This window comes from Rhizobium sp. BR 314 (assembly GCF_047445805.1).
Lineage (GTDB): Bacteria > Pseudomonadota > Alphaproteobacteria > Rhizobiales > Rhizobiaceae > Rhizobium > Rhizobium lusitanum_B.
In genome coordinates this window covers 234607-258240 of sequence record NZ_JARWLA010000002.1, presented here as the reverse complement: position 1 = coordinate 258240, position 23634 = coordinate 234607, and the positions used below count along the sequence as shown (strand labels likewise).

At 60.1% G+C, this 23634-nt stretch carries 25 protein-coding genes; 18 read left to right on the top strand and 7 right to left on the bottom strand.

The window, feature by feature from the left end:
• Nucleotides 1-137: 137 nt before the first annotated feature.
• Both cimA and rarD read left to right on the top strand, forming a co-directional pair.
• Nucleotides 138-1754, top strand: coding sequence for a citramalate synthase (gene cimA, locus QD461_RS03765; protein ID WP_414086536.1), 1617 nt, complete (start codon nucleotides 138-140; stop codon nucleotides 1752-1754).
• Between the two features lie 212 nt (nucleotides 1755-1966).
• Nucleotides 1967-2878, top strand: a complete 912-nt coding sequence (gene rarD / locus QD461_RS03760; RefSeq protein WP_414086535.1) for an EamA family transporter RarD — start codon at nucleotides 1967-1969, stop codon at nucleotides 2876-2878.
• A gap of 137 nt (nucleotides 2879-3015) precedes the next feature.
• Here rarD and QD461_RS03755 read toward each other — a convergent pair whose 3' ends face one another.
• The gene (locus QD461_RS03755; protein ID WP_414086534.1) at nucleotides 3016-3639 is read right to left on the bottom strand and encodes a TIGR00730 family Rossman fold protein; all 624 of its coding nucleotides are present in this window, start codon (nucleotides 3637-3639) and stop codon (nucleotides 3016-3018) included.
• 155 nt (nucleotides 3640-3794) lie between these two features.
• Between QD461_RS03755 and QD461_RS03750 the strand changes: the two genes are divergently transcribed.
• From QD461_RS03750 to QD461_RS03725, 6 genes are all read left to right on the top strand, one after another.
• Nucleotides 3795-5840: a LysM peptidoglycan-binding domain-containing protein gene (locus QD461_RS03750; RefSeq protein ID WP_414086699.1), complete on the top strand. Its 2046-nt coding sequence runs from the start codon at nucleotides 3795-3797 to the stop codon at nucleotides 5838-5840.
• A gap of 212 nt (nucleotides 5841-6052) precedes the next feature.
• Nucleotides 6053-7939 carry an ABCB family ABC transporter ATP-binding protein/permease gene (locus tag QD461_RS03745; RefSeq protein ID WP_414086533.1) on the top strand — a complete coding sequence of 629 codons (1887 nt, stop codon included), beginning with the start codon at nucleotides 6053-6055 and terminating at the stop codon, nucleotides 7937-7939.
• Between the two features lie 133 nt (nucleotides 7940-8072).
• Entirely contained in the window at nucleotides 8073-8771 is a 699-nt protein-coding gene (locus QD461_RS03740) for an acid phosphatase (RefSeq protein WP_184701484.1), read from the top strand.
• 307 nt (nucleotides 8772-9078) lie between these two features.
• Nucleotides 9079-9777, top strand: a complete 699-nt coding sequence (locus QD461_RS03735) for a phosphatidylserine decarboxylase (RefSeq protein ID WP_184701482.1) — start codon at nucleotides 9079-9081, stop codon at nucleotides 9775-9777.
• Between the two features lie 122 nt (nucleotides 9778-9899).
• Nucleotides 9900-10760 (top strand): CDP-diacylglycerol--serine O-phosphatidyltransferase, encoded by an 861-nt coding sequence (pssA, locus tag QD461_RS03730; RefSeq protein WP_414086532.1) that lies wholly within the window; start codon nucleotides 9900-9902, stop codon nucleotides 10758-10760.
• Between the two features lie 325 nt (nucleotides 10761-11085).
• Complete coding sequence (locus QD461_RS03725) at nucleotides 11086-11226, top strand: hypothetical protein (RefSeq protein ID WP_184701477.1); 141 nt, start codon at nucleotides 11086-11088, stop codon at nucleotides 11224-11226.
• Nucleotides 11227-11308: 82 nt separating this feature from the next.
• Here QD461_RS03725 and QD461_RS03720 read toward each other — a convergent pair whose 3' ends face one another.
• Nucleotides 11309-12073 (bottom strand): SOS response-associated peptidase, encoded by a 765-nt coding sequence (locus tag QD461_RS03720; protein WP_414086531.1) that lies wholly within the window; start codon nucleotides 12071-12073, stop codon nucleotides 11309-11311.
• A 43-nt stretch (nucleotides 12074-12116) separates the two neighbouring features.
• Nucleotides 12117-12437, bottom strand: a complete 321-nt coding sequence (locus QD461_RS03715) for a YnfA family protein (RefSeq protein ID WP_414086530.1) — start codon at nucleotides 12435-12437, stop codon at nucleotides 12117-12119.
• Between the two features lie 161 nt (nucleotides 12438-12598).
• Here QD461_RS03715 and QD461_RS03710 point away from each other — a divergent pair, with 161 nt between their 5' ends.
• From QD461_RS03710 to QD461_RS03680, 7 genes are all read left to right on the top strand, one after another.
• The gene (locus tag QD461_RS03710) at nucleotides 12599-13033 is read left to right on the top strand and encodes an NUDIX hydrolase (RefSeq protein WP_414086529.1); all 435 of its coding nucleotides are present in this window, start codon (nucleotides 12599-12601) and stop codon (nucleotides 13031-13033) included.
• 77 nt (nucleotides 13034-13110) lie between these two features.
• Complete coding sequence (locus QD461_RS03705; protein WP_414086528.1) at nucleotides 13111-13545, top strand: TIGR02301 family protein; 435 nt, start codon at nucleotides 13111-13113, stop codon at nucleotides 13543-13545.
• Nucleotides 13546-13649: 104 nt separating this feature from the next.
• A complete protein-coding gene (locus QD461_RS03700; RefSeq protein WP_034507811.1) occupies nucleotides 13650-13907 on the top strand; it encodes a hypothetical protein in 258 nt (85 codons plus the stop codon).
• Nucleotides 13908-13923: 16 nt separating this feature from the next.
• Nucleotides 13924-14682 (top strand): hypothetical protein, encoded by a 759-nt coding sequence (locus QD461_RS03695; RefSeq protein ID WP_414086527.1) that lies wholly within the window; start codon nucleotides 13924-13926, stop codon nucleotides 14680-14682.
• Nucleotides 14683-14860: 178 nt separating this feature from the next.
• On the top strand, nucleotides 14861-15700 hold the full coding sequence (locus QD461_RS03690) for a YgfZ/GcvT domain-containing protein (protein WP_414086698.1): 840 nt from the start codon (nucleotides 14861-14863) through the stop codon (nucleotides 15698-15700).
• A complete protein-coding gene (locus tag QD461_RS03685; protein ID WP_414086526.1) occupies nucleotides 15697-16314 on the top strand; it encodes a YfbR-like 5'-deoxynucleotidase in 618 nt (205 codons plus the stop codon). The genes QD461_RS03690 and QD461_RS03685 overlap by 4 nt, the downstream gene beginning before the upstream one ends.
• Nucleotides 16311-16838, top strand: coding sequence for a tyrosine phosphatase family protein (locus QD461_RS03680; RefSeq protein ID WP_414086525.1), 528 nt, complete (start codon nucleotides 16311-16313; stop codon nucleotides 16836-16838). Before QD461_RS03685 ends, QD461_RS03680 begins: the two co-directional genes overlap by 4 nt.
• 60 nt (nucleotides 16839-16898) lie before the next feature.
• On the opposite strand, the gene QD461_RS03675 is transcribed toward QD461_RS03680, so the two are convergent.
• The 4 genes from QD461_RS03675 to QD461_RS03660 form a co-directional block, all read right to left on the bottom strand.
• Nucleotides 16899-17552, bottom strand: coding sequence for an EF-hand domain-containing protein (locus tag QD461_RS03675; RefSeq protein WP_414086524.1), 654 nt, complete (start codon nucleotides 17550-17552; stop codon nucleotides 16899-16901).
• 124 nt (nucleotides 17553-17676) lie between these two features.
• Entirely contained in the window at nucleotides 17677-17820 is a 144-nt protein-coding gene (locus tag QD461_RS03670) for a hypothetical protein (protein WP_414086523.1), read from the bottom strand.
• A gap of 88 nt (nucleotides 17821-17908) precedes the next feature.
• Nucleotides 17909-18418, bottom strand: coding sequence for a superoxide dismutase family protein (locus QD461_RS03665; RefSeq protein WP_184701454.1), 510 nt, complete (start codon nucleotides 18416-18418; stop codon nucleotides 17909-17911).
• A gap of 147 nt (nucleotides 18419-18565) precedes the next feature.
• Entirely contained in the window at nucleotides 18566-18892 is a 327-nt protein-coding gene (locus tag QD461_RS03660) for a hypothetical protein (protein WP_414086522.1), read from the bottom strand.
• Nucleotides 18893-19185: 293 nt separating this feature from the next.
• On the opposite strand from QD461_RS03660, the gene QD461_RS03655 reads away from it, so the two are divergent.
• The 3 genes from QD461_RS03655 to QD461_RS03645 all read left to right on the top strand — a co-directional run bounded on the left by QD461_RS03655 (nucleotide 19186) and on the right by QD461_RS03645 (nucleotide 23535).
• Entirely contained in the window at nucleotides 19186-21954 is a 2769-nt protein-coding gene (locus QD461_RS03655) for a DUF2339 domain-containing protein (protein WP_414086521.1), read from the top strand.
• A gap of 69 nt (nucleotides 21955-22023) precedes the next feature.
• Nucleotides 22024-22677, top strand: coding sequence for an HD domain-containing protein (locus tag QD461_RS03650; protein ID WP_414086520.1), 654 nt, complete (start codon nucleotides 22024-22026; stop codon nucleotides 22675-22677).
• Between the two features lie 9 nt (nucleotides 22678-22686).
• Nucleotides 22687-23535, top strand: coding sequence for an MOSC domain-containing protein (locus QD461_RS03645; protein WP_184701449.1), 849 nt, complete (start codon nucleotides 22687-22689; stop codon nucleotides 23533-23535).
• The last annotated feature ends 99 nt before the right edge of the window (nucleotides 23536-23634 follow it).

Here is a 23634-nt window from a genome sequence, read left to right as displayed (position 1 = left end):
CATCGGCATCGCGTAGGGCCTTGCCGAAAGTGAGGTAAGGCCCCTCGCGCTGGCCGCTCCTCCCCCTCCCTGCAATGGGTTCGGACGTGGCCGATAAAAGCACACCACAATCAAGCCGGTTCGCCGGAGGAAACAGTATGACACGCGAAAAAATCTATCTCTTCGACACGACGCTCCGTGACGGTCAGCAGACGCCCGGCATAGATTTTTCGGTCGAGGACAAGATTGCCATCGCCACCATGCTGGACGAGTTCGGCCTCGATTATGTCGAGGGCGGCTATCCCGGCGCCAACCCGACGGACACGGCGTTCTTCGAGCAGAATCGCACGAAATCGGCCTCTTTCGTCGCCTTCGGCATGACAAAGCGCGCTGGCATCTCCGCCTCCAATGACCCCGGTCTTGCCAGCCTGCTGCAGGCAAAGGCCGACGCGATCTGTTTTGTGGCAAAGAGCTGGGACTATCACGTCAAAGTCGCTCTCGGCTGTACCAACGAAGAAAATCTCGAAAGCATCGGCGAGAGCGTCAAGGCGGCTGTGGGCGCCGGGAAAGAGGCGCTCGTCGACTGCGAGCACTTCTTCGACGGCTACAAGGCCAACCCGACCTATGCGCTCGCCTGCGCCAAGACGGCCTATGATGCGGGCGCGCGCTGGATCGTGCTCTGCGACACCAATGGCGGCACGCAACCGCCGGAGGTCCGCGCCATCGTCGAGGCTGTCATCGCCTGCGGCGTTCCCGGCCACTGTCTTGGCATCCACGCCCACAACGACACCGGCCAGGCTGTCGCCAATTCGCTTGCCGCCGTGGAAGCCGGCGTGCGGCAGATCCAGGGCACGCTGAACGGCATCGGCGAGCGCTGCGGCAATGCCAATCTGGTGACGCTGATCCCGACGTTGGCGCTGAAGCGCGCTTACAGCGAGCGCTTCGAAACGACGATCGATGCCGAGCGACTGGTGGGTCTCACCGAACTTTCGCATGCCTTCGACGAGCTGCTGAACCGTTCACCCGATCATCAGGCGCCTTATGTCGGCGCATCGGCCTTTGCGACCAAGGCCGGCATTCATGCTTCGGCATTGCTGAAGGATCCGCGCACCTACGAGCATGTGACGCCCGAAAGCGTCGGCAATTTCCGCAAGGTCATGGTTTCCGACCAGGGCGGAAAGTCGAATTTCATCAACGCCCTGAAGCGGCGCGGCATCGAGGTGGGTAAGGACGACCCGAAGCTCGACCGGCTGATCCAGATCGTCAAGGAGCGTGAAGCGACCGGCTATGCCTACGAAGGCGCGGATGCAAGTTTCGAGCTGCTCGCACGCCGGACACTCGGCACTACCCCGGAATTCTTCTCGATCGACGGCTTCCGCGTCATGGTCGAGCGCCGCTTTGATTCCCACGGCCGGGTGAAAATCGTCTCGGAAGCCGTGGTCAAGATCATCATCGATGGCGAAACCATCATGTCGGTTGCCGAAGGCGACGGCCCCGTCAACGCCCTCGACCTGGCACTGCGCAAGAACTTCGGCAAATACCAGCACGAGATCGACGATCTGGAACTGGCGGATTTCAAGGTGCGTATCCTCAATGGCGGCACCGAGGCCATCACCCGCGTCCTCATCGAATCCACCGACAGCGACGGCGTGCGGTGGTGGACGGTCGGCGTGTCCGAAAACATCATCGATGCGTCGTTCCAAGCTCTGATGGATTCCGTCATCTACAAGTTGATGAAGAACCGGCATATGGCAGGCAAGATCGCCGCGGAATGATGCGCCGCTCATCAAAAAGGTTGACGATGCCGTCAAGGAAATGAATTGGCCACACCGCGCGCCTTGGAGTAATCCCGTCTCAAATAACAGAGCATTTCCAGGAAAAGCGCGAAGCGGTTTTCCGTCCGGAATGCGTAGAGAAACAAGAAGAGAGAGCGTTTTCGCGATCTAATGAAAGGCGAAAATGCTCTCGGGAATGACGGGAAACGCTCATGGCCACCGATACGATCAAGCCGGAAATGAAAAGCAATGACGGTCTGCGCGGCTTCGGCTATGCGATGACGGCCTATCTCTTCTGGGGCATTCTGCCGCTCTATATGAAAGCCCTGGCGCATATCCCGGCGTTAGAAGTCATTGCTCACCGCATTTTCTGGTCAGTTCCGGTCGCGGGCGCCGTATTGCTGGCTCTGGGCGGCATGAAGGACGTGAGGGCCGCTTTCCGCAATCCACGCACCATTGCGATGGCGTCGCTGACCGCGACGCTCGTCACGATCAATTGGGGCACCTATGTCTGGGCGATCGGCGCCGGCCATTCGCTCGATGCGGCGCTCGGCTACTTCATCAACCCGCTGTTCAGTATCGCGCTTGGGGCACTGCTCCTGAAGGAAAGGCTGGCGCCCGTGCAGATCATTGCAATCTGTCTTGCTGCGATCGCGGTCGTCATCCTGACGATCAAGGCCGGCACCCTTCCCTGGGTTGCCCTGTCCCTGACCTTCTCCTGGGGCTTCTACGCCTTTTTCCGCAAGACGCTGCCTGTCGGCGCCAATCAGGGCTTCTTCATCGAGGTGCTGCTGCTCTGCGTTCCGGCAACGCTCTATATCATCTATCTCGAAGCGCGCGGCGAAGGTCACCTCTATCAGACCGGCCTAACGGATACAGCGCTTCTGCTGGGCTGCGGGCTGGTGACTGCGCTACCACTGATGATTTTTGCAAATGGCGCAAAGCTGCTGAGATTGTCGACGATCGGCATCATGCAGTACATCGTGCCGACGATGGTCTTCCTGATTGCCGTCTTCCTGTTCAAGGAACCATTCGGCTCGACACAGATGATCGCCTTTTCGCTGATCTGGGCAGGGCTCGTGCTCTACAGCTGGTCGATGCTGCGTCAGAGCAAAGACCGCTAACCCATAATTATAGTTAGCAAAACATAAAAGCGCACCGCGACTTCTCGGGTCGGCCGGTGCGCTTCGGCTATTTGGCTCTGCAGAAGTCTTTATCGCAAGACCGCTTCGCGGTTCCACGCGACGCGACCATGCATTGATCACAGCTTGGAGATGACCGCTTCTTCGCCGCCGCGGTCGCCGCGTGCCTCGGCGGCATGCTTGCGGATGGCCGGGATAATATCGTCGACCTTGTCGATGACAAGCGGCTGGACGCGATGGGCCGTGTGGACGAAGCCCTCTTCCGTCATGTGGCGGATCAACTCCATCATCGGATTCCAGAAGCCGTTGATATTGGCGAAAACCATCGGCTTTTCATGTCGGCCGAGCTGGCCCCACGTCATGATCTCGACGATCTCCTCCAGCGTGCCGATACCGCCCGGCAGCGCCACAAATGCATCGGCACGCTCAAACATGGTATGTTTGCGCGCATGCATGTCAGGCGTTATGATGAGCTCGTCCAATTGACCGAGCGAATGGCGGGTCGCTTCCATGTCGACGAGAAATTCCGGAATGATGCCGGTAACCTGACCGCCGTTTGAGAGCACGCCGCTTGCGACGGCGCCCATGATGCCCTTCGTTCCTCCGCCATAGACTAGGCGCAGGCCGTTTTCGGCTATACTTTTGCCCAGCGCGCGGCCGGCAGCCATGTAGGAAGAATCGCGGCCCGGCCTTGAGCCGCAATAGACGCAGATGGATCGGATTGGCACAGAATCGTCGGTCATGATTGCAAACAACTATGCTGCAAATGCTCAGTCAAGAATTTTCGACGGAAAACTTGTGTCGGAACATGCGAAAATGGCTGAGAAAGCTTGTAAAAACAGGCGAAATCGCTAGCAATTTCAGGAGTTGCGACGACTGCGCCGCGTGGAGATGAATGATGATGAAGAACCGTGCCGGGTGGCTGGCTCTGTTGGTGTTGGCAATTGCGACCCTCTTGATGGTCTTTTTCGTGATGCCCCGCATCAACGGCAACAAAAACCCGATCGGTGATGTCGTTAATCAGGCCGGCAGCACGGTGAAAAATACCATCGAGGAAAATGCGCAGAAGGCTGACGAAACCGCGCAGAACGTAAGCCAAGCGACGCAGAATGCCGTGTCGAAGGCAGTCAACACGGCGGATCTTGCCAAGAAGCTCACCGATCTGACCGTTGCCGCAACAACCTCGCTCGGCGAGCTCAAGGCACTGTTCAAGGATGGCAACACACCGGCCCAGGACGCGTTCGCAGCGGCGAAGACAAAGTCGATCACCGCATTGCAGTCGATCGTCGGCTTGGCGCTTCCGGAAGGCATGGATGCCACGACTGCAGGCCTCGCCAAGAAGGCCCAGGATGGGGCCGCCAAGGCGCTTGCCATCGTTCAATCCCTGCCTTCCAATGCCGCCGAGGCAAGCAGCGCAATCGACAAGGCGTTGGCTGCGCTGAGCGGTCAGCCGACACCCGAGCAGCAAGCTGCAGCGAAGTCTTCGGTCCCGTCCTTCGACGTGCTTCGCGTGGAGCCGGACGGCTCGACTGTGATCGCCGGTTCGGCCGAACCGAATGCCAAGCTTGAGATCGTCGATGGAGAAAAGGTCGTCACCACGACCAATGTCGGCCCCAGCGGCGACTTTGCCGCCGTACTCGACAATCCGCTGCCGCCCGGCGACCATGAGCTCGTGCTGCGCGCCACCGGCAAGGACGGCAAGCCCGTCAACTCGGACGAAGTCGCCACCGTCTCTGTGCCGAAGGACGATTCAACACAGCTTCTCGCAATGGTGTCGAAGCCCGGCACGGCAAGCCGCATCATTACCGCGCCATCTGCCAAGCAGGGCCGCGTAACGTCGACGGAAGAGAGCACAACGGCAACCAGCACTCAGGGCAATGCAGCGGCGACCCAGGCCGCCAAGCCGCAACAGCAGCAGGACACAACCATCGCATCCGCCAACCCGGCCGCGAGCTCCCCGAATGTGAAGGCGGACGAGCGGCCCGACGTCATGGTCAATGCAGTGGAGATCGAGGGCGACCATATTTTTGTTGCCGGCACCACGAAGCCGCATGCCAAGGTTCGCGCCTATGCCGACGACAAACTGATCGGCGAGAGTGCGGCTGGCGCTGACGGACATTTCGTCGTCGACGGCGCGATGCCGCTGGCCGTCGGCAATCACAAGATCCGTGTCGACGTACTCGATGAAGCAGGCAAGGTCGCAGTGCGCGGCAGCGTCGACTTCACCCGTCCGGAAGGCAACCAGATAACCGTCGCGGCACAGGCGCCGGCTGCCAACACACAGGCACAATCGGCTTCCGCAAGCCTGGTGCCGCTCGACCAGGGCGAGCTTACCAAACTCAAGGAGGGTGCCGGCAAGGCCTTTGCGCTTCTGAAAGGTCTTTTCACCGACGGCAGGCAGCCGAATGCGGAGCAGCTCGCCGCTGCTCGGTCCGGCACGGAAATCGCGCTGAAGTCGCTTTCCGAGTTCCGGCCGTCCGTCAACGCGACCGCCGACCTGAAGAAGACTGCCGCCGATGTTGCAGCGGCTGCCGGCAGGGCTCTGGGCGTACTGCAGGCTCTGCCGAAAGATGCAAAATCGGTCGGCGCGGCATTGCCCGGTCTCGAGCAGCTGATTGCGGTGATTACCGCACCCGTGCAGACGGCGCCGGCGAAGCCCAACGCCGAAATCTCCTCCAGTGAGAATGGTCCGAAGACGGTAGAACAGGCGCCATTGTCGCAGGATACCGGCGCCGTGATCATCCGTCGGGGCGACACGCTCTGGCAGATTTCACGTCGCATCTATGGCGCAGGAGTGCGCTACACGACGATCTACCTGGCGAACGAGGACAAGATCAACAATCCGGACAGGATCCTGCCCGGACAGGTGTTCGGCCTGCCGAAGGATGCGCTGCCGAATGCCGAGGAGCTACATCGCAAGCGGCTCTCGGGCGAACACCTTTAAAACCTCCCGCAGTATGCGGTAACAACATTCATCGGCCAGGCGCGAACAACGCCTGGCCGATGCTTTTATGCGGGATAAAAATGGTATAAGCGTCGCGCAACCCTCATCGCCTTCACGCAACGGCCATGCCCTTGCGTCTGAAGGTTTTTTTCAGCCGGGCCGACCCAATGGTTGCCAATACCCGGCTGTTTCAGTTTTCGCCGGAGACGGACATGGCAGACGGCAAGAAGACCATATCGGCGGATTCCAGCAATCCATTCAGCACGATCGTCAATCTCTGGCCCTATATGTGGCCCGCGGGCCGCATGGATTTGAAGATGCGCGTCGTCTGGGCGACCGTCTTTCTGCTGGTTTCGAAGTTCTTCCTGTTGCTGGTTCCCTATTTCTTCAAATGGTCGGTCGATGCGCTGAACGGCAAGATCGACATGCAAGGCATCCTGCCGGTTTTCATGCTCGGCGCCATTGCGCTGATCATCGCCACGAACCTCACACGCCTGATCCAGCTCGGCCTCAATCAGCTCCGCGACGCGCTGTTTGCGAGTGTCGGTCAGCATGCCGTTCGCCAACTCGCCTACCGGACCTTCGTGCACATGCACGAGCTGTCGCTACGCTTCCACCTGGAGCGCAAGACAGGCGGCCTTTCGCGCGTCATCGAGCGCGGCACCAAGGGCATCGAGACGATCGTCCGCTTCACGATCCTCAACACCTTTCCGACCTTCATCGAATTCCTGCTGACGGCCATCATCTTCTGGCGCGGCTACGGCTTTTCCTACCTCGCGGTGACGGCGGTCACCGTCTGGCTCTACATCTGGTTCACCGTCAAGGCGAGCGACTGGCGCATCTCGATCCGCCGCACGATGAACAACAGCGACACCGACGCCAATACCAAGGCGATCGATTCGCTGCTGAATTTCGAGACGGTTAAATATTTCGGCAACGAAGAGATGGAAGCCAAGCGCTTCGATCAATCGATGGAACGCTACGAGAAGGCCGCCACCAGCGTCTGGACATCGCTCGGTTGGCTGAACTTCGGCCAGGGCCTGATCTTTGGCCTCGGCACGACAGTCATGATGGTGATCTCGGGCCTGTCCGTTCTCAATGGCCACCAGACCGTGGGCGATTTCGTATTCATCAATGCCATGCTCTTGCAACTCTCTGTGCCGCTGAACTTCATCGGCTTCGTCTACCGCGAAATCCGTCAGGGTTTGACCGACATCGAGGAAATGTTCGACCTTCTGGAAGTGCAGCCCGAAGTCGTCGATGCCCCCGAGGCCAAAGAGCTGGTGATCGCCAATGGCGCCATCTCCTTCAAGGACGTGCATTTTGCCTATGATGCGGCACGGCCGATCCTGAAGGGCATTTCCTTCGAAGTGCCCGCGGGCAAGACGGTCGCCGTCGTCGGCCCATCAGGAGCGGGAAAATCGACCCTGTCCCGCCTGCTCTACCGGTTCTACGATGTGCAGAGCGGCACGATCACCATCGACGGCCAGGATCTTCGAACCGTGACGCAGAAGAGCCTGCGCAAGGTGATTGGCATGGTGCCTCAAGATACCGTGCTGTTCAACGACACCATCGCCTACAACATCCGCTATGGCCGGCCGGGTGCGAGCGAGGCAGAGGTGACGGCGGCGGCAGAGATCGCCCAGATCGGCGATTTCATCCGTCACCTGCCCGAGGGCTTCGAAACGAAGGTCGGCGAACGCGGCCTCAAATTATCCGGCGGCGAGAAGCAGCGAGTGGCCATCGCGCGCACCATTCTGAAAGCTCCGCCGGTTCTGATCCTCGATGAGGCAACTTCGGCGCTCGATACGACGACCGAACGGGAAATACAGGCAGCGCTCGACGTGGTCTCCAAGAACCGCACGACGCTGGTCATTGCCCACCGCCTTTCGACAGTCATCGGCGCGGACGAGATCATCGTGCTGAAAAGCGGCGTGATCGCCGAACGCGGCACGCATGCGGACCTGCTGGCCCAAGACGGGCTTTATGCGTCCATGTGGAGCCGCCAGCGCGAAGCAACACAGGCGGAAGAACATCTGAAGCAGGTGCGCGAAAACGACGATCTCGGCGTGGTCAACCGGCTTGCGCCGGCAAACTGAGCAGACTTGCGTCTTCGGCGCCGCTCTCAGCGGTCGCAGCGAGATTTCAGGCGAAGATTTTGTGCACTCCGACTGTCACGAACCTGAGATGACAGCTTGCTAGGTACGGGGCTCACTTAATAGGGAGCCCTCAATGCGTACTTTTGCCAAAGCCTTAACGTTGCTGCTCGTCGTCGGCGTCGCCTCGCCGGTTTTCGCCGACGATGCCAAGCCGTTTGCAGATGCCAAGGAGATCAACCTCCTCAATCTCCTGCCGCCTCCGCCCGCCAACGATTCGGCGAAGACGAAGGCTGAACTTGGCGAAATCCTGACGATCCAGGTTACCCGCACGCCGGAAATGGCAGCTCGCGCCGTAGCAGATGCCGAAGAAAATGTCTGGCGCTTCTCCGACGTCATCGACAGCCCAAAGTTCACCAAGGACAACCTGCCGAAGTTCTCGGCCTTCTTCGACCGCGTCGTCGAGACCGAAGGTGCCGTTGTCGATCCGGCCAAGGATGTCTGGAAGCGCCCGCGCCCGCATCTCTACAGCGATCTCGTAAAGCCGATCGTGCCGCTCTCCAAGTCCGGCTCCTATCCGTCGGGCCATACGACGGTCGGCACTCTGATGGGCATCGTGCTGGCGAACATGGTTCCGGAGAAGCGCGACGCCATCATGGCCCGCGCCTGGGAATACGGCCATAACCGCGTTGTCGGCGGCATCCACTACGCCTCCGACATCGAAGCCGGGCGCATCGCCGGCACCGTCATCGCCGAAACCATCACGACGCATGACGACTACAAGAGCGAATATGAAGGTGCCAAGGCCGAGCTGCGCGCCGCTCTGGGCCTCTGATCTTCCTCTGAGCATAAAAACATAGGTACGGCCGCCGGTTTCCACCGGCGGCCTTTTCATTGCGCCGCACGAGCAGACGTCAGCAAGGCTTTTCAGGGGTGGACAAGCATCGATGTGCTGCATTTGCTTGGATTGCGCCGTCGGCGAACGCGCGAAAGCATTGCCCATGACGGCGTTTGGCTGTAGTCACCGTCGACTGGTAGTCAGAGCAAGACCGCTTATCTTGTTCTCATCTTTTGATTGGCGTCCTCGCGCTCGGCAACCGGAATCGGTTGCCTCAGAGGTGCCCTAACGGAGTAGGCCGTAGATGAGCTTGTTCAACAGTGTGCGCAACGTCATCGTTCCGGTGCACAAGGAAGGCTATCCCTTCGTTGCGGGGTTCTTCGTCGCATCGCTGGTCCTCGGCTGGATCTTCAAGCCGCTCTTCTGGATCGGCCTGATCCTCACGCTCTGGTGCGCCTACTTCTTCCGTGACCCCGAGCGCATGACGCCGCAGGACGATGATCTGGCAATATCGCCGGCCGACGGCAAGGTTTCGGGCGTGCAGATGGTGACGCCACCGGCGGAACTCGATCTCGGCAACCAGCCGATGCTGCGCATCTCGATTTTCATGAACGTCTTCGATTGCCATGTGAACCGTTCTCCGATGCGCGGCCGCATCACCAGCATCGCCTACCGCCAGGGCAGCTTTCTCAATGCCGAACTGGATAAGGCAAGCGAGCAGAACGAACGCAACGGCCTCGTCATCGAAACCAAGCATGGCGCGATCGGCGTGGTACAGATTGCAGGCCTCGTCGCCCGCCGCATCCTTTGCTTCGTCAATCCTAATGAGCCGCTCGACGCCGGCGAGCGTATCGGCCTGATCCGCTTCGGTTCGCGCCTTGACATCTTCCTGCCCGAGGGAGCATCGCCGCGCGTCGCCATCGGCCAGCGGGCGGTTGCCGGCGAAACCGTGATTGCCGAATTCGGCTCCTCAAAGGGCCCGACCGTTAGCCGCCGCAGCTGAACCTGGAGCATTTCCGCATTTAAGCGGGACCGCAGAAATGCTCCATATCATTGTTTTCACGCAGTTCCTGGCGCAAACTTGCTTCGCATCTTTGCTGGAATTGCTCTAGGACCAAGAGTGAGATGAAAACGCCTTTTCCGCCTTTCGAGCCGCATGGGCCCAATGACGAAGCGCGCGGACCTCGCCTCCGGGAAATCCCCTTGCGGCTCATCGTGCCGAACATGATCACCGTACTGGCGATCTGCGCTGGCTTGACGGGCATTCGTCTCGCTTTTGAAAACCGTTACGAACTCGCAGTGGCTGCTGTGCTGGTCGCCGCCTTTCTCGACGGTATCGACGGGCGCGTCGCGCGGCTGATGAAGGCCACATCGAAGTTCGGCGCGCAGATGGATTCGCTCGCCGACATTGTCAACTTCGGTGTCGCTCCGGCTCTGGTGGTCTATATCTTCCTGCTCGATAAGGCCCATTCGCTGGGCTGGATCGCCGCACTCATCTATACGATTGCCGCAGGCCTTCGCCTTGCCCGCTTCAACGTGATGGCCGAGCGCGAGCACAAGGCCTCCTGGCAATCCGAGTATTTCGTCGGCGTGCCCGCTCCGGCGGGCGCCATGCTGGTATTGCTGCCAGTTTATCTCGGCTTCCTGGGGCTCACGCCGGATCGGACGTTTGCCTATTGGGGCGCCGCCTATACTGTCCTCATCGGCTTTCTGCTGGTCAGCCGGCTTCCCGTCTGGTCCGGCAAGACGGAGGGCAACGGCATCCGCCGCGACCTCGTATTGCCAATCATGCTCGCTCTCATGGTCTATGTGGCGCTGCTGATGAGCTACACATGGCATGTGATGGTGGTGACGGTCGTCGTCTACCTGCTGTCGCTGCCGCTCGGCGCTCGTTCATGGGCAAAGAAATACGGCACCTACACCATCAACGGACCGGGCGACCCTGACGTTGACGACGCCAACGACGATATCGGCAGGCATATCTAGCAGGCGTATGAAATGCTGCCGCGCCTGCCTCCCGCGACAATAGCGCGCGCAACCGCAAGTCGGCAAGCCTCCCTTATCATTCGAGAGGCTTAGCAGAGGCAGAAGGACGTCATGTTTCCCCATCAGCGTCGCTATCCTGCAGTATGGCGACCCGTGCGCCGACTGGCTTTTTGCACGAAGACTCTCTGCTAATCTCTCGAAATATGGTCATTGTTTACAAAAGCTGATTGGAAAACGCCTTCGATTTGTCATGATTTACGACGAGATAGCGAAGCACGACAGTGAATCGCGAAGTGCTCCGGGGGAGCATGGTGAGGAGTAAATCATGACGCAGAAAAAAGACGAACCAGCACAACCGCAGGCAAAGATCGATCCCAGCAAGCTTTACCGCCCGCTTGGCCTGAAAGCCGTTCTTGCAGCGCATCTGATGCTGAAGACCAAGCCGCTCAAGAAGAAAATCGCCTGAACTTGAGTGCCGTGAGCCGGCTGCCAAGCAGCCTAGGCACATGAACATCCTGTTGCGACGCCGGCCGCCGAATGGCGGTCGCTCAGAAGAAGCTCAGCTGGCCATCGTCGGGATCTGACTTCTTTGACGGCTTCTTGACGGGCTCAATCGCTACCGGTGTCTGCAGATCCGGCCCCATATTGGCGACCTTGTTGACTTGATCCGAAACCGGAATCGCTTCGAAAAAATCCTCCTGCACGGGTGCCATCAGATCAGCGACCTCTCGCGGCTCTTGCGTCTTGCAATCGAGCCAGCGCGCGAAATCCTCCGGCTGGATGACGACAGGCATGCGGTCATGGATCGGACGCATGGCGGCATTTGCTGCAGTCGTCAGGATAGCGCCGGTATCCACTTCCGAACCGTCGGCCGACGACCACGTCTCCATCAGTCCTGCGAAAGTGATGACGCCTCCCCTTCTTGGACGGATCCAGTAGGCCTGCGACTTCTCGCCACTTTCCTTCGACGGCCGATGCCATTCGTAAAAGCCGGAGGCCGGAATGAGGATGCGGCGGTGGCGCATGGCGGCCCGGAACGACGCCTTGCCGATTGCCGTTTCGGCGCGCGCATTGATCAGCAGCGGAAACTCTTTCGGATCCTTCACCCAGGAAGGCGTGAAACCCCAGCGCACAAGAAAGGCGCGACGATCCGGCAGGTTGCTGCCAGGCTGTTGCCTGTCGCCTGATATGACGACGAGGATCGGCTGTGTCGGGGCGATATTGTAACGGGCCGGAAAGCCGTCACGCAGCAACACGCCGAGCGCATCACCCACATATTCCGGCGTCGATGTCAAAGCGAAGCGTCCGCACATGAAGCTTGTGTTGCACCCGCAAGGCGCCGGGTCAAGCGCAAGCTCAGCCGCGCGGGCCGAAGAGGATGAGGCCTGCACCGGCAAGACAGATGGCAGCACCGGACATGTCCCACTGGTCCGGCAGCCGCCCCTCCACCAGCCAGAGCCAGAGAATGGAAGCGACGATATAGACACCGCCATAGGCCGCAAAGGTGCGACCGGCGGCTTCGCTCGGCACCAGCGCCAGCAGCCAGGCAAAGATCGCCAGCGACACCAGACCAGGCGCCAGCCACCAGATCGGCTTTGCCAGCCTCAGCCAGGCCCAGAAGGCGAAACAGCCAGTAATCTCTGCCAGGGCCGCAAGAGCATAGAGTGCGAAGATCATTCCGGGCGCCCGCCTATTCGGCGAATACGAATCGCCGGTCCAACGATGGCGAGTTAAGGAGCTTTCCCGCGGGACAGCAAGGGTCGTTTCCTATAGAGATCGTGAACCGATGGCATTGCGCCAGCGCCTTCAAGGCTCATCATGCGAATGCGAGCAGACCGATGAACTCTATTCCCCGCCCCGCCTCCTCCGCCATCCTCGAACGTGATGGCCGATTCCTTCTGGTGCTGCGTAGCAATCCGCCATCGGCCGATATGTATGCTTTTCCAGGCGGCAGGGCGGAAGTGGGCGAGACCCCTGCCGAGGCCGCGCTGCGCGAATTCGAGGAGGAGACGGGCATCAAGGCGCGCAATCCCCGGCTGTTCGAGACCTACGACCTGCGCTCCCATGCGTCGGACGGCACGCTCACAAGCCATTTCCTGCTGTCGGTCTTTCTTGTCGATGCCGACGAGGACGCAGTTGCCGTCGCGGCCGACGATGCAGCCGAGATCGGCTGGTATTCGATGGAAGAGATTCGCGCCCTGCCCGTGCCGGCGAGCGTGCTCGAATGCGTGGAAAGATTTGCAGCCGAGCGCAACACCGGCCACCGACATTAACGATATGGAGCAATAACGAGGTGAAAAGCGGGCATGATGCCTTGTTCACGTCATGCTTGTCCGGTCAACATGGTTACATGATTCATAACCGCCTTGGCCGACCGCTTCTGATTTGCATCGCGCTTGCCGCAGCGTTTCCCGCTGTGGCGCAGCCGGCAACAAGCGCGCTGCCGGCACAGGCATCCGACAATGCCGATGCCGAACGACCAACACCCTATGACGACCGGCTTTCGCGACTCGCCGAAATTCTCGGCTCCATCGATTACCTGCGCACTCTCTGCAGCACCAAACAGCAGGAAGGATGGCGCGGGGACATGCAGCAACTGCTCGATATCGAGACGAAAGGCGAACCGAGGCGCAAGGAGAGACTGACGGCCGCATTCAACCGTGGGTATCGGTCATTTGCCTCGGTTTACGCGAATTGCACGCCACAGGCCCTTGTGGCCGAGGAGCGATACCGTAACGAAGGTGCAACACTGGCTACAGAAATCACCGCCCGCTTTGGAAATTAACGCTTTATTAACCCCTTTTCATAGCGAGCCGTGTCGTTTTAGGAAAAGGCTGATAAAGTTATTAAGCAAGTGGTAAGGACATGAACGTCTCGAGGAAAGAAACAATGGAAACCAGCCTGAATGAAATCGACGACATGATCGTCCATGAAAAGATGCAGGCAGCGCTGGAATACCAGAATGAAGCTTGGGCCGACGGCATGGCCGACGGTATCGAGCCGGAAATCATTGCCGATGCAGCCATTGCGCATGCTATCCGCGAGACGATTCGCATTCAGGGTGAACAGGGTGCAGAGGCTTTGCTTGAATCGCTACGTGAGCGCATGCTCGCCGGCGAATTCTCTCCGAACCGTACCCTGCAATAACAATCAGAGATTGCTGATGCGTATTTTCCAAGGCAATGAGTCCCGTCGTTCCATTGCCTCCATTGCTGCTGCAACGCTGTTGTTGAGCAGCGCCGTCTTGCCGCTGCCGGCATTCGCCTTCTCCGGGCTTAATCCGCCTGCTCAGTTGCCGAGCGCGGCCAGCACCCCAGGCCAGCAGAAGACCGAAAAGCCTGTCGAGCAAGCGCTGGAAGCACCGGCCAACAATGCGCTGCCGGCGCCTGAGCCGTTGATCAATAAGCAGGCCGGCCAGAGCAATAACGACACTTCCGCGGCCAGCAAATCGGTCGAGTTCCTCTTCGATATCGACAAGGCGCCCGAGCCCGTCAAGAAGCTGCGCGCGGCGATCGTCGAGGCCGCCGCTTCGGGTGATCTCGAGCGTCTGCGGCCGCTGATGAATGTCGGCGGCGGCCTCAAGCAGACCCAGGTCACGGCTGACGATCCCGGCGAAGATCCGATCAAGACCCTGCATGACCTCTCCGGCGATCCGGATGGGATCGAAATCCTGTCGATCCTGCTGGATATCATGTCCACCGGCTTCGCCCATGTCGGCCAAGGAACGCCTGACGAAATGTATGTCTGGCCCTATTTCGCCCAGAAAGATATCAAGGCGCTGTCCACGCCCGAAAAGGTGGACCTGATGCGCATCGTAACAGCCGGCGACTACGCCGACATGCTCGAATTCGGCGGCTACAATTTCTATCGCGTCGGCATCACGCCGGACGGCCGCTGGAAATTCTTCACCTCGGGCGAATGATCCCACCGGGGAACTTGCGGTTCCCCGCCTAAGGCCCTACCTCTGAGTGGTGAATCATGTCGCGCCAAGCCGCGTAGCGGTTTTGCGGCAGCGACATGCGCGAAATCAAAAGCCTGAGGCGTGGATGGCGGATCTGGAAGATCGCGGCACGCGCAACGGCCAAATCAGCGGATCCAACATGCCAGCCGTGTTTCTGAAAGATCGTTCCTTCATCCGCGTCCTCGGCGCGGAGGCGGAATCGTTCCTGCACAACCTCATCACCACCGACCTTGTCTCGCTCGCAGCGGTTGAAGTGCGCCCCGGCGCGCTGTTGACGCCGCAGGGCAAGATCCTGTTCGACTTCATGATCCGGCGCGATGGTGCGGACTTTCTGATCGAAACGGATGCGACACAACGCGAAGGCCTGTTGAAGCGGCTTATGCTCTATCGTCTGCGCGCCAAGATCGAGTTTACTCCCCTCGACGTGGAGGGTGTCACTGTCGGCTGGGGCGACGCGGCAAGCGACGGTCCTCGTGACAGCCGTTTCCTAAAGGCTGGAATTTTGCTGACACGCACGCCCGGTCAGCACGGCCACGACGACCGAGCGATGTACGACGCACTGCGCATTGCCAATGGCATCGCCGTTTCCGATCGCGATTTCGCGCTGCAGGATGCGTTTCCGCATGATGTGCTGATGGACCTCAATGGCGGGCTCGGTTTCCGCAAAGGCTGCTATATCGGCCAGGAGGTTGTCTCGCGCATGCATCATCGCGGTACGACCCGCAGGCGCGTCGTCATCGTCGACGGTAGTGCGGACCTTCCCGCGTCGGGGACGGAATTGACTGCAGGCGGCAAGCCCATGGGTTCGCTGGGATCGGTCGACRGCAGCAAGGGTCTTGCGATTATCCGCATCGACCGCGCCGGTGAAGCGATCGCATCGGGAATTCCGACCCTGGCGGGAGATGTCGAAGTCTCGGTATCGCTTCCCACTTGGTCCGGCCTCACCTTCCCGGCGCCGGCCGACGAGGCTTCGGCATGAGCTCGGCCAAAACTCCGCGCGCCTGGCAGCGCATGCTATCCGGGCGGCGGCTCGATTTGCTGGACCCTTCGCCGCTCGACGTCGAAATCAGCGATATCGCGCACGGCCTTGCCCGCGTCGCGCGCTGGAACGGCCAGACCTCGGGCGACCACGCCTTCTCGGTCGCGCAGCATAGCCTTGTCGTTGAGGCTATCTTCCGGCACCTCAATCCGGCAAGCCCCGACGAGTGGCTGGCCGCGCTGCTGCACGACGCACCGGAATATGTGATCGGCGACATGATCTCGCCGTTCAAATCCGTCGTCGGCGGCGGTTACAAGGAAGTGGAGAAGCGGCTGGAAGCGGCGATATATCGTCGCTTTGCCTTGCCGCCCCATTGCGCGCCGCAACTGAAGGACAAAATCAAGAAGGCGGACACCATCTCAGCCTATTTCGAGGCGATATTGCTCGCCGGTTTCACGCCGGAAGAAGCCCGCAAATTCTTCGGACAACCCCGTGACATCACGCGGGAGATACTGCCGATCGAGCCGATGCCGGCGACCGAAGCGCAACGGAAGTTCCTGCAGCGCTTCGAGGAAATCGAGGCCGAACGCGTGGAAATGAGGATCGGCGCGTGACTGGCATTGTCGTTTCGCCGCTTGCCCGCATCGCGGAGATGGCCGTGCGTCATGGTGCGCGCGAGATGATCAGCCTCATGGCGAAGGAACAGAACTTTCATCGGCCGGCGGTCATCAAAGCGGACCGGCATCTGCTGCTCAGCATGAACGATATCAGCTTTGCCGGCACCGGCGACCTCATCGCTCCGCAGGAGGCGCATGTTCGCGCCATCGTCGACTTTGCGGGCGAATGGGATCGTGCATCACCCCTGCTCGTCCACTGCTGGATGGGCGTTTCACGCTCGCCCGCGGCGGCGCTGATCGCCGCTCTCGCCGTTCATCCGGACCAGGACGACATGGCGCTTGTCCGTCGCCTGCGCTCCGCCTCGCCTTTTGCGACGCCGAATACGCGTCTGGTCGCAATCGGCGACGATATGCTCGGGCGAAAAGGAAAGCTCGTTGCGGCGATCAAAGAGATCGGCCGCGGTGCGGATGCCGATGGTAATGCGCCATTCGTGCTGCCCGTGTCGGGGAACGTCGCATAGAAAACGAAGGCCGCGTCTGCGCAGCCTCCGTTCTCTTCATCCCCAAACCTTCTCTACGGTTCAGGCTGCAACACTGCCCGTCTCGGCAGCACTATTCGCCTGATCGGGGTCGTACTGACCGTAGGTATTCTGGTAAAGACTCGACGGATCCTGCATCTCGCTGAGAAAGGCGTTGAACGCCGCATTTTCAGCAATCGTCGCTGGACTTGTCTCCCTGCCGTCCGCTGCTGGTTCCAAAGACAGCATATCAGCGGCAGATGTGTCGGAAGACTTCAGCGCATCGAGACCTTCGGCAAACTGATCTTTCGTCAGCGAGCCCGTGTTCTGCGCGTCTATGCTCGCGAACAGGTTTTCGGCATCGCTTTCGCTCATGTCCTTCGGACGACCGGCGACGAATTCCTTTTGCGAGATCTTGCCATCCTGATCGGCGTCGAGGCTGGCGAATAGCTGATCCATCGGCGTTTGGGATGGCGAACCATCGCTCGATGTCGAGGAGTCGGACTGTCCAGCACTTGCCTGCTGCATTTGCAGCAGCATCGACGCCAGGTTTCCGGAGAAAATGTCCGTGGCGCTTGGATCGCTGCTGCCGTCACTGTCTTCATCGTTGAGAATGCTCGCCGACAGAAGGCCCGATTGGGCCGCCTGCTGCAATTCCTGAGCATCCACAACGCCGTCCTGGTTCTTATCAAGCGGACTATACGAGGCAGCCGTCATGCTGCTTCCAATTGAAGAAACGCCACTCATCCAAATCTCCTAAGCAAACGCCCTTGGCGTGTTCGACTGCCCCCCGGCACGCTTAGTCAACCGCACATAGGATAAGGGGATTTGCCAGGCTGGATCAGATGGGTGTTAACTCGTCATTAACCATAATTGACGGGCCGAGAATCATATTGCCGATGCGCATGCGCCGGCTGAAAACAACCAGCGCATGCGGAGCCTGGCGCAGGGTTTCGAATCGGATCTCGGCTGCTTTAAAGCGCATAGCAATCTATCGGATACGCTTGTTGCGCTTCAGGTCATCGATTTGGTGCGTGTCGCACAAACCGCTCGGCACTTTTGAGCGACAGGCTCTAGCGGATCACGGCACAAGCAAGACGTTTGCCGGCGCCGCCGACCGGCTGGCTGCGGTAGTCGTCCGATTCCTCGTGGATCATCAGCGTACGGCCACGGATGCCATTCTTGTTGTTCAGCGAGACCATGCCGTTGAAGACCTGCGCCCGCAGCTTGCCATCCTGATCGACATACTGGTTGGGCATATCACCCGCATGCGGCCCCTTGGCGGCAAGAAAGCCATGCTCCGCTTTCGCGGGATTGAAATGTCCGCCCGCAGAATCGAAGCCGTGGGTGTGGTCGCACTTGCTGCTTTCGTGAATATGAAAAGCGACCCAGCGATTGGCCGGCAGGCCGGAGACTTCCATCTCGATCAATACACCCGACCTTCCCTCGGTCAACGTCGCTCTCCCCGCCTGCTTGCCATCGAGTCCGACAAAATCGGCCGTGGCCGTTTGCTGGCTTTGGGCCGCCGCAGGCATGGCTGCGGCCAGTGCGAGAATTGCAGCCATCATCATAGTCCGTCTCATGGAGCGGTCTCCCTTTTGGTGGTTGCTGTCTAACGCATTGCGGATACGAGTGTTCCGCCGACAAGAAAGTGAATTGCATCAAACAAATAAAGCGGCCTACCGTCATCTGGCAGGCCGCTTCAAGCAATCAGACGAAAGCGGCTATTATCAGGCCGCCATGTTGTCGATGTCGTACTGGCCGTAGGTGTTGTTATAGGCATCCATCGGCGAAAACAGATCGATATGGGTTTCCGACTGCTTGGCCCTGGCGGTTACATCGGAATTCGGCAATTGCAGGAGTTTGGCCATCAGGTCGCTCATGGCGCTGCCGGAACTATCCGCTGAACTATTATCGGCATTCTGTTGGAAAATACCGGGGCGCTCGCCAGCTTCGCGTTCTTCGCCGCTGAGCATACCATCGCCATTGGTATCGAGACGCGCGAGCGTGCCGCGATAAGGATAAGAACTATTGGATACGGAAGATACATGGGACATTCGAATCTCCTGTGGTAGGAGCCGCCTCATGCGACGTCGTTCGCCCTCACAACATTCAGGGCCAGACTATGAGTCTTTGATAAGCTGCTTCGCTCTATCAGTAAATACGAATTATTAATGGGCATTAACTATAATTTTCAATTGGTAAATCGGAACCAACGCATATTCTCCCGACCGCTTTCGCCAAGCTTTCAGGTATAATCCACTGGAATCATAGACGAATTTGGCCGCAAATCCTTACTGTTCGGTCCAATTGGTATATTGTACGAGTGATTGCCCACGGAGAGGACCTGATGGAGCTGCTACCGTTTGTCGTCGTGATCGCCGGTTTTTTCATACTGCTCGGATACAACCGGCGGATAAAGAGACTGGAAATTCGCATCCAAGAGCTGCAGAACGCCATTGCTGGCAAGATGCTCCCCGCGGATCTGTCCGACTCAGCCGGAGCAGAGGAAACACAGACTGACGCTGCGCCGCTACCGAGCGAAGCCGGGCATATCCAGGCAACCGAAGCCGCGATCGAGACCTCGCCCACGGATGACACGGAAGAACCGGCCCTGGCGGCCCGGACCGCTGCCGACATGCTGACGGATGGCGGCGCGGAGATCACGTTTCCGGAAACGACGAAACCGAAGGAAAGCCTGGAAAGCACGATCGGTGCACGCTGGGCGGTCTGGGTCGGCGGTATCGCGCTCGCCCTCGGTGGCATCTTCATGGTCAAATATTCGATCGAGAGCGGTCTCCTCAGCCCGGGCGTCCGCCTCGTGCTTGCGGCGATCTTCGGTCTGATCCTCGTTGCAGCGGGCGAAGTCATCCGCCGCCGTTCCGCGCCGGTCCTTGGCGATGCGTTCCAGAATGCGATGGTGCCTGGCGTATTGACCGCAGCAGGCGTCGTGGCGCTATTCGGCTCTACCTATGCCGCACATGGCATCTACGGCTTTATCGGACCGGCAACGGCTTTTGTTCTCCTCGCACTGATCTCGCTTGCCACCCTTGCCCTGTCGCTGTTGCACGGACAGGCGCTGGCGGGCCTCGGTCTGCTCGCTTCGATGGTCACCCCTGCCCTTGTAGCGCCAACCGCGCCAAGACCCTGGGTCCTTTTCGGTTACCTCGTTCTAACCTGGCTCGCGACCCTTCTAGCGTCGCGGCTGCGCCGCTGGATGATCGCACCATCGCTTGCCAACGCGCTGCTCAGCCTTTGGCCCTTGGTCTATATCTCCAACAGCCCGGTTGTGGACTTCGCGCCTGCCACATTTTCTGTCCTCGCCATGCTCGGCGGCACCATCTTCCTCTGGCCCGGACGCTACCAGACTGCCGTGATGGCGATAAATGACGCAACGATAGAGACGGAATCCGATCCGCCGCAGCGGCGCGGCGGCGACGGCTGGGGCGCGTTCTTGGCCCGTCCACCACTCGGCATGACGCTGACGGCAACGATCGGCGCCCTGACGGTTGCTCTCTCGCTGCTGGGCGACAGCCTTGCCTACGGATATCCCATCGTCGATGCCGTGTTCATGTTCGCGGCGCTTGTCGCAGCGGTGGCCGCCTTCGGCGCCGGCCGGCTGCATGCGGCCTGGGCGGCAGTCCTGTCTGCGGCCGTTGCCATCCTGGGCGTGTTCGGCCTGCTGACGAACTGGATCTACGGCCTCGACCCCAGCATCGTCGATGCACTCGCGCGTATGCAAAACGTGGTGATCTACGAAGCACTCGGCCTCGGCGCGATCTTCGTGCTGATCGGCAGCTTCTTCCTGCGGCGTTTTGCGGAGAGCGAAAAACCGTTTGCCGCGCTCTGGAGCGGGATCATGGTCGTCGTGCCGCTCGCCATCGCCGCGATCAGCTTTGTCAATTTCGGCAACTGGATTGTTGACTGGCTGCATGGTCTCTATGGCATCGGGCTCGCCGTCGCGCTGCTGGCGCTCGCCGAATGGCAATATCGCCGCTCGGGCGACGGATGGAATCTGCCGACCAACGTTCTGGCTGCCGGCTCATTCGCTGCCGCAGTGTTTGCCTTGCATATGCTCACACATCACGCCGTGCCGACCATTCTGCTGCCGCTCCTCGGCATTGCCTATCTGCTCATCGGACGGGCGCGAGACTGGCCGGTCCTGCCATGGACGATGATCGCAGCCTTGATCGCTGCTATGGCGCGCATCGCCTGGCAGCCGACCATCGTCGATCCGGCCGAGCTTGGCACGACGCCGGTCTTCAATATGCTACTGGCGGGCTATGGCATCCCCGCGGCGCTCGCAGCCGTGGCTGCCTTCATGGTCCGCCGCACTCCCAACATCCGTCTGCGCAGCACGCTTCAGGCCTTGGCGTCGTTCCTCGTTCTGCTGACGATCGCCATCCTGGTGCGCCACGCCATGAACGGTGGCGTCCTGAACGACGCGGTTCCGACGCTCGGCGAACAGTCGATCTACACGCTGCTGGCGATTGGCGCTTCCGCGACGCTGATGGCCCTGGACCTTAGCACCGCAAGCCCTGTCTTCCGATACGGCAGCATGGCGCTGGGCACGCTGTCGGTCATCATGATCCTGACGCTGCACCTGCTCGGACTGAACCCGTTCATAACGGGCGAGAGCACCGGCCGCATCCCGTTGTTCAACCTGCTGCTGCTGGGCTACCTCCTCCCCGCCATCGCCTATGGCGGGTTGGCGCTGCTGGCACGAAACCGGCGGCCTCCGCCTTATGTTGCGATGCTGGCCGTTGCCGGGGCTGTGATGGCCTTTGCCTGGGCAACGCTGACGGTGCGCCGCTTCTGGCAGGGGGAGTACATTCCCTTCTGGAACGATTTCATCCAGGGCGAGCTCTATTCCTACTCGGTCGTCTGGTTGCTGATCGGCATCGCCCTTCTTGGGCTAGGCGCCCGCTTCGAAGCGCGGAGCCTGCGCATTGCATCGGCGGTGCTGGTCTTCATCGCCGTCGTCAAAGCCTTCCTTATCGACATGGCAAATCTTGAAGGCTTCCTGCGCGCCCTCTCCTTCATCGGCCTCGGCGCAGTGCTGATCGGCATCGGCCTGTTCTACCAGAAGATCCTGACACGGAAGAAAGCCACGGAGTGATTGCGGCGAATCCTTTCGCCCGTTAGGGAAGTGGCTCTGCCGACAGATCATTCCGGAGCGCTTGCCACAATGGACACCAACAGGATGGCGCGGGCCTTTGCCCCGTTCGAAACGCTGGCTGCGGATCTCATTCCACATGCTGCCGATGGGGACGATGGCTCGCATGATATCGCCCATATCCTGCGGGTTTTCCGCAACGCCATGGCGATCCAGGCTGAGGAAGGCGGCAATGCACGAATCCTTGCCGCCGCCGTGCTGCTGCATGATTGCGTTGCCGTGGAGAAGAATTCGCCGCATCGCGCACAGGCCTCACGGCTAGCCGCAGAGAAGGCATCGGGCATCCTGCGGGAAATCGGCTGGGCGGACGAGGATGTTGCAGCTGCCGCGCATGCGATCACCACCCACAGCTTCTCCGCCAATCTTCCGCCCGAAACCCTGGAAGCGAAGATGCTACAGGATGCCGACCGGCTGGATGCAATCGGCATGGTGGGCGCTGCACGCTGCTTCTACATCGCAGGGCGTCTCGGCTCGTCTCTCTACGATCCCTTCGACGCGCTTGCGACAGAACGACCACTCGACGATAAGCGCTTCGCCATTGACCATTTCGAGACAAAGCTGTTCAAACTTGCGGACGGTTTCCAGACCGAGACCGGACGCAAATTTGCCGAAGCGCGGCATGATCGGCTGAAAACCGTGCTCGCTATGTTCATCGACGAAATCTGAGGGCTATCCATGCGCGTCAGCGATCTTTTCATCTATCCGCTCAAGAGCGCACGCGGCATCGCCATCCCTTCGGCCGCCGTTGACGCTTTCGGTCTGGCAGGCGATCGCCGCGCCATGCTGGTCGACCCTTCCGGCCACTTCATCACCCAGCGCGAATTGCAGGCGCTGGCGCAGATCGATATCCAACCCGGCCCTTCCTATCTGCGCCTGAGGATGGAGGGAAAGCCCGATATCATCGTGCCGCCGCCACACCCGGACAATCGCATGGATGTCGTCGTCTGGAAATCAGCGGTCAGCGCATCCGTCGCGGATGAGGAGACCAACAAGGCTCTGTCAGGCTGGCTTGGCCGCGAGGTCAGGATGGTTTTCTTCGACAGGCTCGCCAAGCGCCTCGCCAGCCCGGAATGGGCGGGCGACGATTCAACCGTTACCTTCGTCGATGGCTATCAGATCCTTGTCACCACGACGGGCTCTCTGAAGGCGCTCAATGCCAATCTGGCCGCCCATGGGGAAGGTGCCGTCGGCATGGAGCGCTTTCGTCCGAACATCGTCATCGATATCGATGAAGAATGGCCGGAAGATCGCTGGGCAGCGATCGAGGTCGGCGGTATTCGCCTTGATCTCGTCAAGCCCTGCTCACGCTGCATCATGACGACCCAGGACCAGAAGACCGGCTCGCGTGACGTGCCGAACCCGATGCCTGCCATGGGCCGCATCCGCATGTCGGCCGACCGCCGCGTTCCCGGCCCGCTCTTCGGCTGGAATGCCGTGCCGCGCGGCGATGGCTCGGTGAAGATCGGCGATGCAGTGACGGTGCTCGAGGAACGGCCGGAGGGCTGGGCGCTCAAGCGGCGATAGTCGTTCCGCCGTTTGTTTAGCTTGCGGAGCTAACCCAGCAGGCGCATGCTTGTCGCTCGTTTTGAACCCGTCGGTTGCGGCTAAGCCAGCCGTGGCGTG